Source organism: Pseudomonas sp. BCRC 81390, from assembly GCF_030341915.1.
Taxonomy (GTDB): domain Bacteria; phylum Pseudomonadota; class Gammaproteobacteria; order Pseudomonadales; family Pseudomonadaceae; genus Aquipseudomonas.
The window spans coordinates 755,720-771,806 of the sequence record NZ_JATAAG010000066.1 but is presented as its reverse complement, the minus strand read 5'-3'; the positions used below and the strand labels follow the sequence as shown (position 1 = coordinate 771,806).

At 62.0% G+C, this 16,087-nt stretch carries 16 protein-coding genes and 1 pseudogene; 7 read left to right on the top strand and 10 right to left on the bottom strand.

Features of this window, described 5'->3' with window-relative positions:
- Nucleotides 1–11 precede the first annotated feature (11 nt).
- Nucleotides 12–914 (top strand): transporter substrate-binding domain-containing protein, encoded by a 903-nt coding sequence (locus QSV36_RS20210; protein ID WP_289133897.1) that lies wholly within the window; start codon nt 12–14, stop codon nt 912–914.
- 120 nt (nt 915–1,034) lie between these two features.
- Here QSV36_RS20210 and alr read toward each other — a convergent pair whose 3' ends face one another.
- The 6 genes from alr to QSV36_RS20180 form a co-directional block, all read right to left on the bottom strand.
- Complete coding sequence (alr, locus tag QSV36_RS20205) at nt 1,035–2,276, bottom strand: alanine racemase (RefSeq protein WP_289134241.1); 1,242 nt, start codon at nt 2,274–2,276, stop codon at nt 1,035–1,037.
- Between the two features lie 232 nt (nt 2,277–2,508).
- On the bottom strand, nt 2,509–3,936 hold the full coding sequence (locus tag QSV36_RS20200; protein WP_289133896.1) for an amidase: 1,428 nt from the start codon (nt 3,934–3,936) through the stop codon (nt 2,509–2,511).
- A 4-nt stretch (nt 3,937–3,940) separates the two neighbouring features.
- Complete coding sequence (locus QSV36_RS20195; protein WP_289133895.1) at nt 3,941–4,624, bottom strand: amino acid ABC transporter permease; 684 nt, start codon at nt 4,622–4,624, stop codon at nt 3,941–3,943.
- A complete protein-coding gene (locus QSV36_RS20190) occupies nt 4,621–5,277 on the bottom strand; it encodes an amino acid ABC transporter permease (RefSeq protein WP_289133894.1) in 657 nt (218 codons plus the stop codon). The genes QSV36_RS20195 and QSV36_RS20190 overlap by 4 nt, the downstream gene beginning before the upstream one ends.
- Nucleotides 5,277–6,065 carry an amino acid ABC transporter ATP-binding protein gene (locus tag QSV36_RS20185; protein WP_170028331.1) on the bottom strand — a complete coding sequence of 263 codons (789 nt, stop codon included), beginning with the start codon at nt 6,063–6,065 and terminating at the stop codon, nt 5,277–5,279. The genes QSV36_RS20190 and QSV36_RS20185 overlap by 1 nt, the downstream gene beginning before the upstream one ends.
- A gap of 71 nt (nt 6,066–6,136) precedes the next feature.
- Nucleotides 6,137–7,009, bottom strand: a complete 873-nt coding sequence (locus QSV36_RS20180; RefSeq protein WP_289133893.1) for a substrate-binding periplasmic protein — start codon at nt 7,007–7,009, stop codon at nt 6,137–6,139.
- Between the two features lie 98 nt (nt 7,010–7,107).
- Here QSV36_RS20180 and QSV36_RS20175 point away from each other — a divergent pair, with 98 nt between their 5' ends.
- From QSV36_RS20175 to QSV36_RS20165, 3 genes are all read left to right on the top strand, one after another.
- On the top strand, nt 7,108–8,211 hold the full coding sequence (locus QSV36_RS20175) for a GlxA family transcriptional regulator (protein WP_289133892.1): 1,104 nt from the start codon (nt 7,108–7,110) through the stop codon (nt 8,209–8,211).
- 142 nt (nt 8,212–8,353) lie between these two features.
- Nucleotides 8,354–8,842 (top strand): GNAT family N-acetyltransferase, encoded by a 489-nt coding sequence (locus QSV36_RS20170; RefSeq protein WP_289133891.1) that lies wholly within the window; start codon nt 8,354–8,356, stop codon nt 8,840–8,842.
- Nucleotides 8,843–8,963: 121 nt separating this feature from the next.
- Nucleotides 8,964–9,857 (top strand): bestrophin family protein, encoded by an 894-nt coding sequence (locus tag QSV36_RS20165; protein WP_289133890.1) that lies wholly within the window; start codon nt 8,964–8,966, stop codon nt 9,855–9,857.
- A gap of 232 nt (nt 9,858–10,089) precedes the next feature.
- On the opposite strand, the gene phnE is transcribed toward QSV36_RS20165, so the two are convergent.
- The 4 genes from phnE to QSV36_RS20145 are packed head-to-tail and all read right to left on the bottom strand — an operon-like array spanning nt 10,090 to nt 13,338.
- Entirely contained in the window at nt 10,090–10,857 is a 768-nt protein-coding gene (gene phnE, locus QSV36_RS20160) for a phosphonate ABC transporter, permease protein PhnE (protein ID WP_289133889.1), read from the bottom strand.
- Nucleotides 10,854–11,681, bottom strand: coding sequence for a PhnE/PtxC family ABC transporter permease (locus QSV36_RS20155; protein WP_289133888.1), 828 nt, complete (start codon nt 11,679–11,681; stop codon nt 10,854–10,856). Before QSV36_RS20155 ends, phnE begins: the two co-directional genes overlap by 4 nt.
- A complete protein-coding gene (locus tag QSV36_RS20150; protein WP_289133887.1) occupies nt 11,675–12,487 on the bottom strand; it encodes a phosphonate ABC transporter ATP-binding protein in 813 nt (270 codons plus the stop codon). The genes QSV36_RS20155 and QSV36_RS20150 overlap by 7 nt, the downstream gene beginning before the upstream one ends.
- A complete protein-coding gene (locus QSV36_RS20145) occupies nt 12,484–13,338 on the bottom strand; it encodes a putative selenate ABC transporter substrate-binding protein (RefSeq protein ID WP_289133886.1) in 855 nt (284 codons plus the stop codon). The genes QSV36_RS20150 and QSV36_RS20145 overlap by 4 nt, the downstream gene beginning before the upstream one ends.
- A gap of 127 nt (nt 13,339–13,465) precedes the next feature.
- Here QSV36_RS20145 and selD point away from each other — a divergent pair, with 127 nt between their 5' ends.
- The 3 genes and pseudogenes from selD to QSV36_RS20130 form a co-directional block, all read left to right on the top strand.
- Nucleotides 13,466–14,500 carry a selenide, water dikinase SelD gene (gene selD, locus QSV36_RS20140; RefSeq protein ID WP_289133885.1) on the top strand — a complete coding sequence of 345 codons (1,035 nt, stop codon included), beginning with the start codon at nt 13,466–13,468 and terminating at the stop codon, nt 14,498–14,500.
- Nucleotides 14,500–15,612, top strand: coding sequence for a tRNA 2-selenouridine(34) synthase MnmH (mnmH, locus tag QSV36_RS20135; protein WP_289133884.1), 1,113 nt, complete (start codon nt 14,500–14,502; stop codon nt 15,610–15,612). The genes selD and mnmH overlap by 1 nt, the downstream gene beginning before the upstream one ends.
- A gap of 238 nt (nt 15,613–15,850) precedes the next feature.
- Nucleotides 15,851–16,021 (top strand): annotated as a pseudogene (locus QSV36_RS20130) (IS110 family transposase); the annotation flags it as partial.
- Nucleotides 16,022–16,087 lie beyond the last annotated feature (66 nt).

Sequence of the window (16,087 nt, the reverse complement as noted above, 5' to 3'; positions counted from 1 at the left end):
GGAGAATAACAATGCAAAAAATCACGTTGATCGGCTGCACCCTTGCCCTGTTGCTCGGTGCCCAGGCCCATGCCGATGAAGCAGCGCTGGGGCCCACGTTAAGCAAGATTGCCAAAGCCAACAGCATCACCCTGGGCTATCGCGATGCTTCAGTGCCGTTCTCCTACGTGGGCGATCACTCGGGCCAACCCATGGGCTACTCGGTCGACCTGGCGAACAAGATCGTCGAGCGTGTGCGGCAGAAGCTGGCGTTGCCCGAACTCAAGGTGAAGTACAACCTGGTGACCTCGCAAAGCCGTATTCCGCTGGTGCAGAACGGTACCGTGGACCTGGAATGCGGCTCGACTGGGGTCACCGCAGAGCGGCAGAAACAGGTGGCGTTTTCCTATGGCTTCATCTACGTCAAGGGCCAGTTGCTGACGGCCAAGGACAGCGGGATCAAGAGCTTCGCCGACCTGCGCGGCAAGAATGTGGTAACCACCGCCGGTACCACCAACGAACGCTACCTGAAAAGCTATAACGTCGATCACAAGATGGACATGTTCGTGATCAGCGCCAAGGACCATGGCGAAGCCTTCCAGATGTTGCAGTCCGGTCGGGCGGCGGCGTTCTACATGGACGATGCGCTGCTCTACGGCGAACGCGCCAAGGCGCGCGACCCGCACCACTGGGTGGTGGTCGGGGAAGAACAGTCGCGGGAAATCTACAGCTGCATGGTGCGCAAGGGTGACCCGCAGTTCCTCGCCCTGGTGAACGCGTCGCTGGGCGAGCTGTACAGCTCAGGGGAAATCAACGGGATCTACCAACGCTGGTTCCAGCAGCCGATTCCGCCTAAAGGCTTGAACCTGGAATTCCCGATGACCAGCGAACTCAAGGCCATCTTCGCCAAGCCGGTGAGCGATCCGGTGCAATAGCTTCAGCCCGGCGTCCATCCTCATTGAACATCCGGGAGCGGCAGTGAACAGCGTGGGTTACTGCCAAAGGTCGCTACTACGAAGCGTCAGCACCGCAGTAGCGACTCGCTCTTTTGTGAGTTAATCAGACGTTTTATTCGTCACCAGCGTTTGCGGATTGCTGCTTCCCCACACAGTAGCAAGGTCGACCAGCAATGTTCCGCTGAGTGCTTCAATTTCACCCTGGGTGATCTCACTTTCACCCTGTTTACCGAACAGCACAACTTGATCGCCAGCCGCCACCGCCGGAATATCCGTCACGTCCACCATGACGGTATTCATGGAAACTTTCCCCACCACTGGCGCACGCTGTCCGTTTACCAGAACAACGCCTTTATTGGTAAACGCGCGACGGTAGCCGTCAGAGAAACCCACTGGAATATTCGCCAGCCGTGAATCACGACTCAGCGTCACTGTTCGGTCATACCCTACTGTATTGCCTTTCGGGTATTGATTGACAGACGCGACGTATGACTTGACTTGCATGACAGGTTTGTATTGAACATGCGACGGTTGCATCATGCCATACAAGGCACCACCAGCACGCACCATGTCCAGATGCGACTCTGGCACTTCCAACGTTGCATAGGAATTTGCTGCATGCAGGGTGATTTTATTTCTATCAATGCCGGCAGTCTTTATCAGCCAGGCCGTTTGCTCATTGAAGGCAGCGAGCCCTTGGCGAACATCCTGCTTATCCTGCACCGCGAAGTGAGTCATGATGCCGACCAGTTGCAGAGGCGCCAGACGCGTGATCGCCAAGGCTTCCTGCCGACCCTGCTCAGTGCTCATCTCAAGGCCGTTACGGCTCATGCCACCTGCGTTCAAGGCCAGGTGAACCTTGAGGCGCTTGCCGTGCTTTTCAGCAACGGCGGCCATTTTTCGAGCATAATCGAGGCCACTGACCAGCTCTTCCATGTTGTACGGCAGTGCGCCTTCCACCTCGGCCAACGTCGCTGTACGCACACGTACAAGTTCGCCCTTGAACCCGCTTTCCCGTACGATTCGGGCCTCTTCATTGCTGGCAACCCCTACGCAGGGCACCTCCATCTTGATGACCGAAGGCATCAATAAAGCAACACCGTGGCCATAGGCATCCGCCTTGAGAATGGCGCACAGTTTCGCTTTATTCGTCAGGGTGCCCTGAAGCATCCGGATATTATTTTCAAACACCACCTGGTTGACTTCAACCCAAGCGTTACTGGTTGCCACGGCTTGTTCAGATTGCGCATTATCCACAGCAAGCAACGGCGCAGCCTGAACATACCCTTGCCCTATGATCATCGCCAAGGAAAGAGCAATAACAGTCCGTGTTAAAGGCATACAATACATCTCCAGGTACACGATACAGCTGATGAGGGCGGCGAAGCTTACAGTCATGTATTGCCCTGCGCAAGCCATTAACCGAGGCAGAAAATGGCTTGGCTTGACGTGCAGCAATAAACATTACCAACAGCGACAAAAAACTAAACACCGGGTCAGAAAAGTTTGAAGCGCCCACAACTTTTAATACTGCCAGGGTGATACTCAGGGATATATCAAAGCGTCACATGGATCATGCCACCGCTTTATCTGCCAGCGCCCAACCCTCAGGCCGTAGCGTGTGCCAGTCGCTGGCCTGTTGATAGGCATGGCCGATGCGCAGAACCAGCGCTTCGGCGAAGGCCGGCCCCACGATCTGCATCGAGACAGGCATGCGCTTTTCATCGAAGCCGATGGGCAGCGCCACCGAGCACAGGTTCAACAAGTTGGCGAAGCGCCCCAGCAAGGCCAGCGGCGTGCCATATTCGTCGACCTCTTCCAACGGCACACTGCCAATAGCATTGGTCGGGAAGACGCAGGCGTCTATGTTGCTCATCGCCTCCTGCATGGCTTGCCGGGCGGCGCGGCGCTGATGCTGCAGCTGGATATAAGCCGCCGCGTCGATGGCGCGACCACTGAGTATGCGCCGTTGCACATGGGGGTCGAAACGCAGGTCGTCGCGCTCGAACAAGCGCCCGAGGTTGGCGTAACCCTCGGCGCTCATCAGCCCGCCAGCGATGCGCATGCACTGCTCCAGCGACGTGGGCAGCGGTTGCTCGATCAATTGCATGCCCAACGCGGCCAACTGCTTGAGCCCCAGGTCGTATGCCTTCAGTACCCCGGGGGCGATGTGCGCGCGTTCCGCCTCGGGCAACACCCAGATGCGCAAGCCGGCGACCGGCCGCTCGAGGCCGGCAGCGGCGCTGAACACCGGTGCGCGGGCCGAAACCGGGTCCAGCGGGTCTGGCCCCAGCAGGGCATCCAGCATCCACGCCGCATCTTCCACCGTGTGCGTGATAGGCCCTACCGAGTCCAGCGAAGGGCACAGCTCGATCAAGCCATGGCGGCTGACCAGGCCACGCGTGGTCTTCAGCCCGACCAGGCCGCACATCCCCGCCGGAATCCGCACCGAACCGCCGGTATCGGTACCCAACGCCGCGCTCGCCAGGCCGCTGGCAACGGCCACTGCCGAACCACTGCTGGAGCCACCCGGAGCGTGATGTACGTTACGGTCCCACGGGTTCCACGGCGTGCCCATCACCGCATTGGTGCCCCAGCCACCAAAAGCGAATTCGACGGTGTGGGTCTTGCCGAGAATGATCGCACCGGCCCGCTCCAGGCGTTGCACTGCAGTGGCGGTCAACGTGGAAACTCGCGGCTGCTGCGCCAATGAGCCACCGGTGATGGCCTGGCCTTGGATCTCGAACAAATCCTTGATCGCCAGCGGAATGCCATGCAGCGGCCCCAGATGAATGCCGGATGCACGCTGGCGATCTGCAGCGATGGCCGCGTTCAACGCACGCGAGGGATAGGCTTCGACATAGGCATTCAGTTGCTCGTCAAAGCGCTCGATGCGCGCCAGTTGCGCACGCACCAGCGCTTCGCTGGTCAGCGAGCCGGCCTGCAGCGCCTGCTGCAACTGGCCGATGCTGTGGAAAGTTACCTGATCCATGGTGTTCATAGGTTCAACCTCGCACGGTTTTGCGGCCGCGTGAAACGTGCTTTTCAAGCACCCGCGACAGCATTGAAAGAGGGAAGGCGATAACGAAATAGAACAGCCCCACCAGCAGGAAGACATGCATTGGCAGGAAGGTTTCCGAAGCGATGGCCCGTGCTGCCAGCATCAATTCATCGGTGGCAATCAGGGCGCACAACGAGCTGTCCTTGAGGATCGACACGTAGGCGTTGAGCAGGGGCGGCAAGATGACCCGAAACACTTGCGGCAGGATGACCGCGGTAAACGCTTTCAGCGGCGTCAGGCCGATGGCGATAGCGGCTTCGCGCTGGCCGCGATGCAGCGAATCCAGGCCGCCACGGAGGATTTCCGCAACGTACGCGGCCCCCTGCAAACCCAGGCCGATGGCCCCTGCCCAATAACCGGACAAGGTCAACCCCAGGCTGGGCAGCGCGAAATACAGGGCCAGCAGCAACGCCAGAAGCGGTACTGCCCGCATGCTCTGGATGAACAACGCTGCCAGGCGCTTGAGGATGCCGTTGCGGCTTCGTAGCGCCCAGACCAACAACGCGCCCAGGACGATCGCCAGGGCGAACCCGATCAGCGACAGTTCGGCAGTGATCCGTGCACCGAGCAACAGGCGAGCGCTCCAGTCGCTCCAGTACTCCGGGTATTGCTGGAAGAAACCGATCATCGCGCGCTCCCCAAATGACGTTCGAGGCGAATGAATCCCACACCGATCGGCAGGATCATCGCCGCGTAGATGCACATCACCGCTAGGTAGATCAGTGACGTCTGGAAGGTTGAGGTCACCAGATTGCGCGCCAGGAACATGATCTCCGGCACGGCGATGGCCGAGGCGATGGAGGTGTCCTTGATCAATTGGGTGACGTAGTTGGCGAACGCTGGCAAGGTCACGCGCAGGGCCTGGGGCAACAGAATGCACCGCAGAATCTGCATCCGGCTCAGGCCGACAGCCAACCCGGCTTCATGCTGGCCGACATGCAGCGACTGCAAGCCGCTACGGAAGATATCGGCCAACACCGCACTGCCGACCAGGCTCAGGCCAACGATGGCGGCCAGCCATGCGGGCAGGTTGATGCCAAGGTAGGAAAGACCGAAATAGATCAGGAACAGGTGCGCCAGCGCTGGCACATTGCGCATCCACTCGATGAAGCAGCCAATCACCCCATGTAGCAGCCGTGACCGACTGAACGTCAGCAACACAGCCAATACCACGCCGCCGGCGCTCGCCAGCAGCAAGGTGCATAGTGCGATTTCCAGGGCGGTGAGCGCGCCTTTCAACAACAGGGGCAACAGCCCGAGAAACACCTCGAAGTTCGCCATCAAGCGCCCTCCATGGCCATGCGCCCAAGAAAACTGCGGGTACGCTCATGACGCGGGCTGTCAATTACCTGCGCCGAAGGCCCTTGCTCGACAATGTGGCCACCGTCCATGAAGATCACCCGGTCCGCCACGTCCCGAGCAAAGCGCACTTCATGGGTCACCATGATCATGGTGCGGCCCTCTTGCGCCAGCTCACGAATCACGGCGAGTACTTCGCCCACCAGCTCGGGGTCCAGTGCCGAGGTCGGCTCGTCGAACAGGATGACTTTGGGTTGCTGGGCCAACGCGCGGGCGATAGCCACCCGCTGCTGCTGGCCGCCGGACAACTGCTCGGGATAGACCTCGGCCTTGTGCCGCAGGTGGACCTTTTCCAGCATGGCATCAGCCAGCTCGTAGGCCTGCTTGCGCGGCATGCCCTGCGCCTTGATCGGCCCCAGCGCAACGTTGTCGCGCACGGTCAAATGTGGCCAGAGGTAGAACAGCTGGAACACCATCGCGATCTCGCGACGCTGCGGGGCCATTTCCCGATCACTCATCAGGCGTATGCGCTTGCCGTCCTTGACCTGACCGATCAGCTCGTCGCCCAGCCAGATATCGCCCCGGGTGGGTTTTTCCAGGTAATTGATGCAGCGCAGGCAAGTGGACTTGCCCGACCCGCTGGGGCCGATCAACGACAGCGTTTCCCCGGCTTTCAACTCCAGGTTGATGCCCTTGAGCACCTCCAGATCACCATAACTCTTGTGCAGGTCATGCACGCGCAGCAACGCAGGTTCGGACGGGGTCGACATCTTGGTTAACCTCTTTATTGTTATAGGTGTGGCGATGAACCGGCATGTGGCCGATTCATCCGCTCAAGCGCTTACTTGCAGCCAGGCAGTTGCCAGTCCGCCGGGCGGTCGACACCCAGCCTCAGGTTGCTGCCTTGCGGCACATACCAGACATCCTGGGTCAGGCCGTAGCGGGCACCGATCTTGCGCATTTCACAGCTTTTCCAGAGGGTCTGGATCTGCTCGTTGACGGCGGCCACCAGCTGCGGGCTGGCCTCTTTGTTGAAGCCGTACACCACCTGCCCCAGGCCGGTCAGCAGGGGGAACTTCGGATCGTTGTCGGTGAATGCGTTGAAGCGCAGGTGCCATTGCGGATTGCGGAAAATGGCGTACTGCATGACTGGAGGGTCGCCAATCACTGCATCGATGCGCCCGGCGAGCAGATCACGCACCGCAGCATCGGAGGTGTCGTACAGCGCCACTTGCAACCCTTCGATCTTGCGCATCTCCGGGATGAATGAAAAACCGGTGATGGTGCCGACTTTCTTGCCCTGCAGATCCTTGAGACTGCTCCAGTTGGTCTTGTCGGTCTGGGTGATGCCGTTCTTGAAATAGTGAATCGGGTCGCTCACGGTCATGATCTTCGCGCGCTGCTCGGTCCAACCCATGGTGCCGGCCATGACATCCACGCGGTTGGCTTGTACCGAGGCAATGGTGCCGGCCCAGTCCATCAATGCAGGTTTGACCTTCAAACCCAGTTTCTCGGATATTTGTTGAAGGATTTCACCGTCGTAGCCGACCATCCGGCTGTCTTGATAACCGGTCCCTGGCATGTCACCGGTGAAGGCGATCGTCAGGCTTCCCGGCTCTACCGTTTCCAGTGCGAATGCCGGTAGCGAGGCCAGCATGGATACCAGCAAACCCGCGTAGATACCGGCCAACCGTTGAACAATGGGCTTCTGCATCACGTGCTCCTTGATTGTTTTTCTATGAACAGCATGGTGTTAGGCAGGCGCTCATCGTATGGTGATCAGCGGCATAACTGGTTGGATGGTTTGCAGGAATGATTGAACATTTGCGACATTTCGGAGATGTGCTGCCCCACGCCTCCAGCGCAAGCCTCGTGGAAGCACTTGACAAGGGCCAGGCACGGCATCCGCCAAGCCGGCGCGGCACCACCGAGTTGTCTATCGGGATCGTGTTATGGCCGCGCTTCCCCTTGCTGTCTCTCTCGGGGCTGACCGATGCGTTGCGACATGCTGCCGACACGGGTGATCAGAGCCGCCCGATACGATGCCGATGGAATGTCCTCGGTAGCCCCGGGCAAAGGGTCGTTTCCAGTTGCGGGCTGGATGTCCCCATCGACAGTGAACTCAGCGACCCTCATCAATTCGACTACATCGTGGTGATAGGTGGGTTACTGGACTACCTGGAGACAGCGCCGAAGACTTATCCGGCATTCCTGCATCAGGCGGCTGCCGCTGGCGTGCCATTGATCGGCCTATGCACGGGCAGCTTCGTGCTTGCGCGACATGGCCTGATGGAGGGGCGTACGGCTTGCGTGCATGCCTACCATTGCGACGACTGGAAACGCCTGTTCCCCCGATTGCGCTTTGTCAGCAACAGTGACTTCCTCATCGACAAGGATCGCATCACCTGCGCAGGGGGCATCTCGGTGATCGAGTTGGCCATCCATCTTATCGGGTTGCATTGCGGCCCGGATCGGGCCGGCAAGGTTGTGCACCAGATGACCGTCGCGAAGAGCAGCTCTGGCAGTTTCGTCGACCGGCGCAAGGCACTTGGTTACGCCAGCTCTTCGAACAGGCGCCTGCACGAAGCCGTGATGCTGATGGAAAAGCACATGACCGAGCCTTTGGATATCGATGCGATCGCCAACCTTGTCGGTACCAGTAAACGGCAGCTGGAGCGGTTGTTCGTTGCTGAAACCAGCAGCACTCCAGCCCAGTTCTATCGCCAGGTTCGCCTCAGGTTTGGCCGCTGGCTGCTCATCAGCTCGGATCGACATATCGGCGAAATCGCTTTTGAATGCGGTTTTGCCGATGCCCCCCACTTCATACGGCATTTTCAGAACCTGTTTGGCATGTCCCCCGGCAAATTGCGCAAAGAGCTGCTGCGAAACGCCACCCCTAGCCAAGCGGGGAAATAGTTTCACAAACAGTGAGCATTGACCCGTCGTGGGGCAGAATGTGGCGTTGCGGGCACACCTGCCCACACCGATACTGCCCCAACCCTGTGGGAGCGGGCGTGCCCGCGAAGAGGCCCGATCAGCCAGCACACAAGGACTCGCCATGCACCTGACCCACCGCCCCGTACGGCCCGACGACATCCCTGCAATTTGCAGCTTCCCGCAAAGCCCGGCCGAACTGTTCTATATGTTCCCCAAAGCCGCCTACCCCCTCACCCCCGCCCAGTTGAGCGATGCCATCGCCCAACGCAGCGGCTCCACGGTGGTGGAAGGCAACGGCACGGTGCTGGCCTTCGCCAACTTCTACAAGGCCGAACACGGCGGCGTGTGCGCCCTGGGCAACGTGGTCGTGGCCCCCGCCGCCCGCGGCCACGGCGTGGCGCGCTACCTGGTAACGGCCATGATCGAACTGGCCCGCCAACAGTTCGCAGCCAGGGAAGTGTGGGTGTCGTGCTTCAACCACAACACAGCGGGCCTGCTGCTTTATCCACAGCTTGGCTTCGTGCCGTTCGGTATCGAGGAGCGGCAGGCGTGGGAAGGTTCGCGGGTGGCGTTGGTTCAGATGAAACAGCTGTTGATTCAACCCCGCTGATCAGCGAAGCACCACATTGGCCCGGACGGGAAAATCAAAATCCCTTGCAACAATAACCCAGCGAACCTTCGCCTTACCTCGACGTCGGATCCTGCATCTGCCCATTCTCGAGGTACCCCGCGTGAAAGACATCATCGTCCGCAAGTACCGCCTGGCCGTGAAGACCATCGGTTATATCGGCTGGTCGCTGTTCTGGCTGCTGATCTGGGATGTCCTCGTCACCATCGACTTCATGCTGTTCTTCAACAGCAAATTCACCTTGCCGCTGATCCCGCTGACCTTGCTGGGTTCGGCGCTGGTGGTGCTGGTTAGTTTTCGCAACAGCAGCGCCTACAACCGCTGGTGGGAGGCACGCACCCTGTGGGGGGCGCTGGTCAATAGTTCGCGCAGCTTCGCTCGGCAGACACTGACCCTGATCGACGATCCGGATGACACGCTCAACCCAGTCAAGGCAACCCTGCTGCGCCGGCATATCGCCTATGTGAACTGCCTGGCGGCGCATTTGAAGGGCGAAAGTTGCCCGGATGAGCTGATGGCCTTCATCCCGCCCGCAGAGTTCGAACGGCGCAACCGCTCGAACAACTTCGCCAACGACATCCTCAGCGGCTCGGCGGCCCTGCTGGCGCGGGAGTACCAGGCCGGACGGCTGGACAGCATTCGCCTGGCGCGCCTGGAGTCGACACTGGTAGACCTGTCCAATGCCCAGGGCGGCATGGAGCGGATCGCCAACACCCCGCTGCCCTACCCCTATGTGTATTTCCCGCGGCTGTTCATCACCCTGTTCTGCCTGATCGTGCCGGTGGGGCTGGTGGAGTCGCTGGGTTGGTTCACGCCGCTGGCGTCGACGGTGGTGGGGTTCATGCTGCTGGCGATCGAGCGGATCGGAACAGACTTGCAGAGCCCGTTCCGCTTCAGTGAACACCAGATCCAGATGGACAGCATTTGCGAGACGATCGAGCGCAACCTGGAGTCGATGCAGCGGGAAGCGCAATGTGCCGAAGTGGTTGGTGCGTGAACGATTCCGATACCACGCAAGCATCTGCCTTGCTCGGGGTCCTGAGCCTTGCGCGACCCTTGGTAGGAGCAACTGTCTTGCTCAATTTCCAAAAGCTGGCGCGGGCCCTGTGGGAGCGGGCTTGCCCGCGAACACGGGCGAAGCCCGTGCCAGCCACCGCGTCGCCTGCTCCGCGGATAAATACGCTCCTACAGGTACGGCGCCAGCCTGGAGAGCAGCCCTCGGCTACCGATCAGGCGCGCACGTAGCGCTGGCGCAACACATCGCTCAAGCCATCCACCAGCAACACCAGCACCAGCATGCCCATGATTACCGTGCTGGCCTGGGCTTCCTGGAACAGGCTCAAGGTGGTGTACAGCATCTGCCCCAAGCCACCAGCGCCGACAAACCCCAGCACGCTGGCCATGCGGATGTTGTTCTCCCAGCGGTACAAGCTGTAGGCCAGCAACTGTGGCCACAGGTTAGGCAAGGTGCCGAAGCAGAACGCCGCCAGCTGGCTACCGCCCTGCAGGCGGATGGCCGCCGCCGGCTCCGGCGGCGCGTTCTCCAGGGCCTCGGCAAACAGCCGGCCGAGCACGCCGGCGGTGTGCAGCGCCAGGGCCAGGGTACCGGCATTAGGCCCCAGTCCGGCCGCCAGTACCGTCAGTGCAGCCCACACCAGTTCCGGAATGGCCCGCAGGGCATTGAGCAGCAACCGCGCACAGCCCTGCAGCGGCCAACCGAAGCGGCCCGCGGCCGGTAGCGCGAGCACCAGGCCCAACAACATGGCCAACAAAGTGCCCAGCCCGGACATGGCCAAGGTTTCCAACGCGCCATGCGCGACCGCGCGCAAATGCCCGGCAGACAGGTCCGGGTGCAGAAAACGCCCGGCATATTCCGCCATCTGCCCCAGCCCGCCATTGCCGAACAGCGCTTGCCAGTCCAGCTCGAGGTACGCGAACGAGGCCACCCCTGCGGTAATAATGGCCCCGAGCAGCAGCAGGTTGAGCGCCCGGTTCATGCCAGCCTCCAACGTAGCAAGCGGCTGAGCAGGTCGGCCAGCATCACCAGCACCAGGAACGTCAGCAGCATGCTCGCCACTTCCGCCCCCGCGAACATGCGCATCGACAGATCGATCTGCTGCCCTAGCCCACCGGCACCGACGAAGCCCATCACCACCGAGGCCCGTACTGCGCACTCCCAGCGATACACGGTATACGACACCACTTCCGACGCAGCGTTGGGCAGGATGCCGTAGAGGAACGCCGCCAACCTGCCACTGCCCGCTAGCAGCAGCGCATGGGCCGGGCGCTGGTCGACCGACTCGAAGATTTCGGCGTAGACCTTGCCGAGCATGCCGCTGTAGGTAATGGCGATAGCCAGCACACCGGCCGTCGGCCCCAGCCCGACAGCCCGCACGAACAGCAACGCCCAGACGATTTCCGGCACGCTGCGCAGGAATATCAGCAGCCAGCGTACCGGCAGGCGCAGCAGGCGTGACCACACCCCGGCACGACCGCCCCGGGAGGCCGCGCGCAACGACAGGGCCCGGCTGGCCAGCAACCCGGAGGGTATCGCCAGCAGCAAGGCCAACGCCATCCCGGCGGTGGCCACGGCCAGGGTCTGCAAGGTGGCTTCATACAGCAGCGCCAGGAAGTCTGCAGTGTGCGCTGGCGGCCAGAAGGCACTGGTAAAACTGGCAATCTGCTGGCGGTTCTGCGCCTGCAGCAGCACCCACGGGTTCAGTTCGCTCAACTGCACGCCCGGCCACAACACCAGCACCGCCAGCAGGGCCAGCAGCAACCTCGGCAGCAGCGCCGGGTCGCGCGCGTCAGCCTTCAGCATCGCGGAATCTGCACAGTCAGCGTCGGCCCCTGAGGCGGCGCTGGCAGCAGCTGTTCGTTGGCGTACAGCGCATCGAGCAACTGTTCGGTCACCGCTTGCGCCGGGCAGTCGAATACCACCTGCCCTTCGCGGATCCCCACCACTCGCGGAAAGTGCGCCAGCGCCAGCTCCACCGCGTGCAGGCTGGCCACCAGGGTTATGCCATTGGCCTGGGCGTGGCGGTTGAGCAAGGCCAGGCTGTGGTCAGCCAGTACCGGGTCCATGGCCGACACCGGCTCATCGGCCAACAATACCTGTGGCCGCTGGTACAGCGCCCGGGCAATGCCCACGCGCTGCAACTGGCCGCCGGACAATTGCCCGCATTGCACGAACAGTTTGTCGGCCAGCCCCAATTCGGCCAGGGCCTGGCGCGCGCCAGGCACATCGCTCGGGTACAACAGGTTGAGCAAGCCTCGCAGCACGCCCCACTGCCCCAGGCGGCCGGCCAGCACCGCCGTCACCACCCGCTGGCGTGGCGGCAACGGCGGCGCCTGATGCACCAGGCCAACCCGCGCACGCAGGCGCTGCCGTGACCTGGCGGACAACGCCCAGGGCTGCTTACCGAGCAACTCCAGGCGCCCGCTGCTGGGCTGGATTGCCGTGGCCATCAGGTGCAGCAAACTGGACTTGCCTGCCCCCGACGGCCCGATGATGGCGACGCGCTCGCCCTGGCAGATACGCAGGTTCACCGCATCAAGCGCACGCACCTGGCCATGGCGCAGGCCGGCGCCGTGCAGTTGAATAGCTACCTCGCAAGAGACTGTCACTTGAGCAAGCCAGCCTCGCGCGCAGCCTGCTCGGTGCCCACGTAGTTCTCAGGCTTGGTCTCGATGAAGCGGCTGGCGGCCTGCAGGTCGAGAATGGCCTTGTGCTCCGGGTTGGCCGGGTCGAGGTCGAGGAATGCCTTCTTGATCTTTTCCTTCAGCGCCGGGTCCATGTTGCCGCGCACGGTCCAGTTGTAGTCGAAGTAGGTCGGGGTGGTGGCGAACACCTTCACCTTGGCGGTATCGACCTTGCCGGCATCGACCAGCTTCTGCCAGACACTGGCGTTGAGCACGCCGCCATCGACCTTGCCGGCTTGCACCCAGGCCACGGTAGCATCGTGGGCGCCGGAATAGGCCACGCGGCTGAAGTAGTCTTCAGGCTTGATGTTGTCCTGCTTGAGCATGAAGTAACGCGGCATCAGGCTGCCCGAGGTGGACGAGATGGAACCGAAGGCAAACGACTTGCCCTTGAGGTCGGCCAGGCTTTTCACGTCGGGGTTGGCGGTGATGAACTTGGAGGTGAACTGGGCATCCTGCTCACGCTGTACCAGCGGCGTGGCGGTCGGGTCCTTCAGGTGTACCTGGACGAAGGTGAAACCACCCAGCCAGGCCAGGTCGAGGCGATCGGAGGCCAGCGACTCGACCACTGCCGGGTAGTCGGCAACCGGCACGAACTTCACTTCCATGCCCAGCTGCCTGGCCAGGTATTCGCCCAACGGCTTGAACTTGCGCTGCAGTTCGGTCGGCGCTTCGTCGGGAATGGCGCTGACCCGCAGGGTTTCAGCAGCCTGGACGACAACGGCACAGCAGGACAGCACGAGGCCGGCGGCGAGCGCCAGTGGGCGTTTGAGCATGGGTGTTCTCCGGTTCAATAGCGGGGAAAGGCCGGCCCTTTGCGCCGACCACGGGAATTATAAGAGGCGCGGGCGCAAAGGCCAGCTTTGCTACAATCGCGCAATAATTTGACCTGCCGAGGTACACATGAGCGAGCCGATTCGCCTGACCCAGTACAGCCATGGTGCCGGCTGTGGCTGCAAGATCTCCCCCAAGGTGCTGGATGTGATCCTCGCCGAAAGCGGCGCCCAGGCCCTGGACCCGAAGCTGTGGGTCGGCAACGCCTCGCGCGACGACGCTGCCGTGTATGCGCTGGACGACGAGCGCGGCGTGGTCTCGACCACCGACTTCTTCATGCCGATCGTCGATGACCCGTACGACTTTGGCCGCATCGCCGCCACCAACGCCATCAGCGACATCTATGCCATGGGCGGCGACCCGCTGATGGCCATCGCCATCCTCGGCTGGCCGGTCAACGTGCTGCCGCCGGAAGTGGCCCGCGAAGTGATTCGCGGTGGCCGTGCGGTGTGCGCCGAAGCCGGCATCCCGCTGGCCGGCGGCCACTCCATCGATGCCCCCGAGCCGATCTTCGGCCTTGCTGTCACCGGTGTGGTGAACAAGCGCCATCTCAAGCGCAACGATACCGCCAGCGCAGGTTGCCGCCTGTACCTGACCAAGCCGCTGGGCATCGGCATCCTCACCACCGCCGAGAAAAAGGCCAAGCTGCGCCCACAGGACCAGGGCCTGGCCCGTGACTGGATGTGCACCCTCAACACCCCCGGCAGCCGCTTCGGCAAGCTGGACGGGGTAAAGGCGATGACCGATGTCACCGGTTTTGGCCTGCTTGGCCACCTGGTCGAACTGGCCGAGGGCAGTGGCCTCACCGCGCACCTGGACTACGCCGCTGTGCCGCGGCTGCCGAGTGTCGAACATTACCTGGCCGCGGGCTGCATCCCCGGCGGTACCCTGCGCAACTTCGACAGCTACGGGCACAAGATCGGCACCCTCACTGACGACCAGAAGCACCTGCTGTGCGACCCGCAAACCAGCGGCGGCCTGCTGGTGGCGGTCGCCCCGGACGGGGAAGCCGAGTTCCTCGCCGAAGCCGCCGGGCTGGGCCTGCAATTGGCAGCGATCGGCCAGTTGGTGGAGCGACAGAGCCACGCGGTCGAGGTGATCTGATGCGCCCCGACTGCACCGACTTCCGCCAGCTGTTCCTCGATGACGTGCCGATGATGGACATGCGCGCCCCCATCGAATTTGCCAAGGGCGCCTTCCCCGGCGTCGTCAACCTGCCGCTGATGACCGATCAGGAACGGCAGAAGGTCGGCACCTGCTACAAGCAGCAGGGCCAGGCCGCGGCCATCGCCCTGGGCCACCAGTTGGTCAGTGGCGCCACAAAGCAAGCCCGCCTGGAGGCCTGGGCAGCATTTGCCCAGGCTCACCCGGAGGGTTACCTGTACTGCTTCCGTGGTGGCTTGCGCTCGCAGATCGTGCAGGGCTGGCTGCGTGATGAAGCGGGTATCCAATACCCGCGGGTCAAAGGTGGCTACAAGGCCATGCGCACCTTCCTGCTGGAAACCACTCAGCAGGCAGTGGCGCAATGCGATTTCGTACTGGTTGGCGGCCTGACCGGCACCGGCAAGACCGACGTGCTGCACCAACTGGACAACGTGCTCGACCTGGAAGGCCACGCCAACCATCGCGGCTCCAGCTTCGGCAAGCGCGCCACCGCACAGCCGGCGCAGATCGACTTCGAGAACCAGCTGGCCATCGATGTACTGAAGAAACGTGCCCGCGGCATCGAGCAGTTCGTATTGGAAGATGAAGGCCGCATTGTCGGCAGCTGCACGGTACCGCTGGAGTTATACCAGGGCATGCAGCAGTACCCACTGGTGTGGCTGGAAGACACGTTCGCCAACCGCGTGGAGCGCATCCTGCGCGATTATGTGATCAACCTGAGCGCCGAGTTTGTCAGCGTGCATGGCGAAGAAGACGGCCGCCGGTTGTTCGCCGACCGTATGCTGCAGAGCATGGCCAACATCTACAAGCGCTTGGGCGGCGAACGCTATCAGCGCCTGTCGGACATCCTCCGCCTGGCCCTCGAGGAGCAGCAGCGCAGCGGTGCGGTGGACTTGCATCGAGGCTGGATCGAAGGCTTGCTCAACGAGTACTACGACCCGATGTACGCCTACCAGCGGGCAGCCAAGGCCGAGCGTATCGAGTTTGCCGGGGATGCCGTGGAAGTGCGCGAGTACCTCAAGGCTCGGGCGCTACGCGTACCGCACAAGTAGAAGCGGGGGCTTTGCGCCCCATCGCCGGCAAACCCGCTTGTGTCTTGAGAGGGGATTGGAATCTGGGGTGGGGGCGGTTAATGGCAAGCTGAATGCTGCAGGTGCCTTGAGCACGAGTGGGAGCACAAGCTGCCATACACCGTTCCACTTTGGCGAGCGCCCAAACAGTTGGCTGAGGGGCGAATCTCGAACCACAAGCGTTGGCCAAGCCACAGCGCTCTCACAGTGTCCAACGCTCAAAGGCCGGTATGAGGTTTTGCGTGGACGAGAGAAGCTAGCCAAGGTCGCACTTGTGGCCTGCATGAGAATCTTCATCGTACGGCTCAACGCCATGCGCAGAACGGGCACGCCGTGGCGGGATGACCTGCCAAGACTCGAGGAGCCTAAGCAGATGCAGCGTTCTGCGTGATCAGTGTGGGAGTGGGTTTACCCGCGAAGCAGGCGACGCGGAGGATGGCACCGGCTGTGCCGGTGT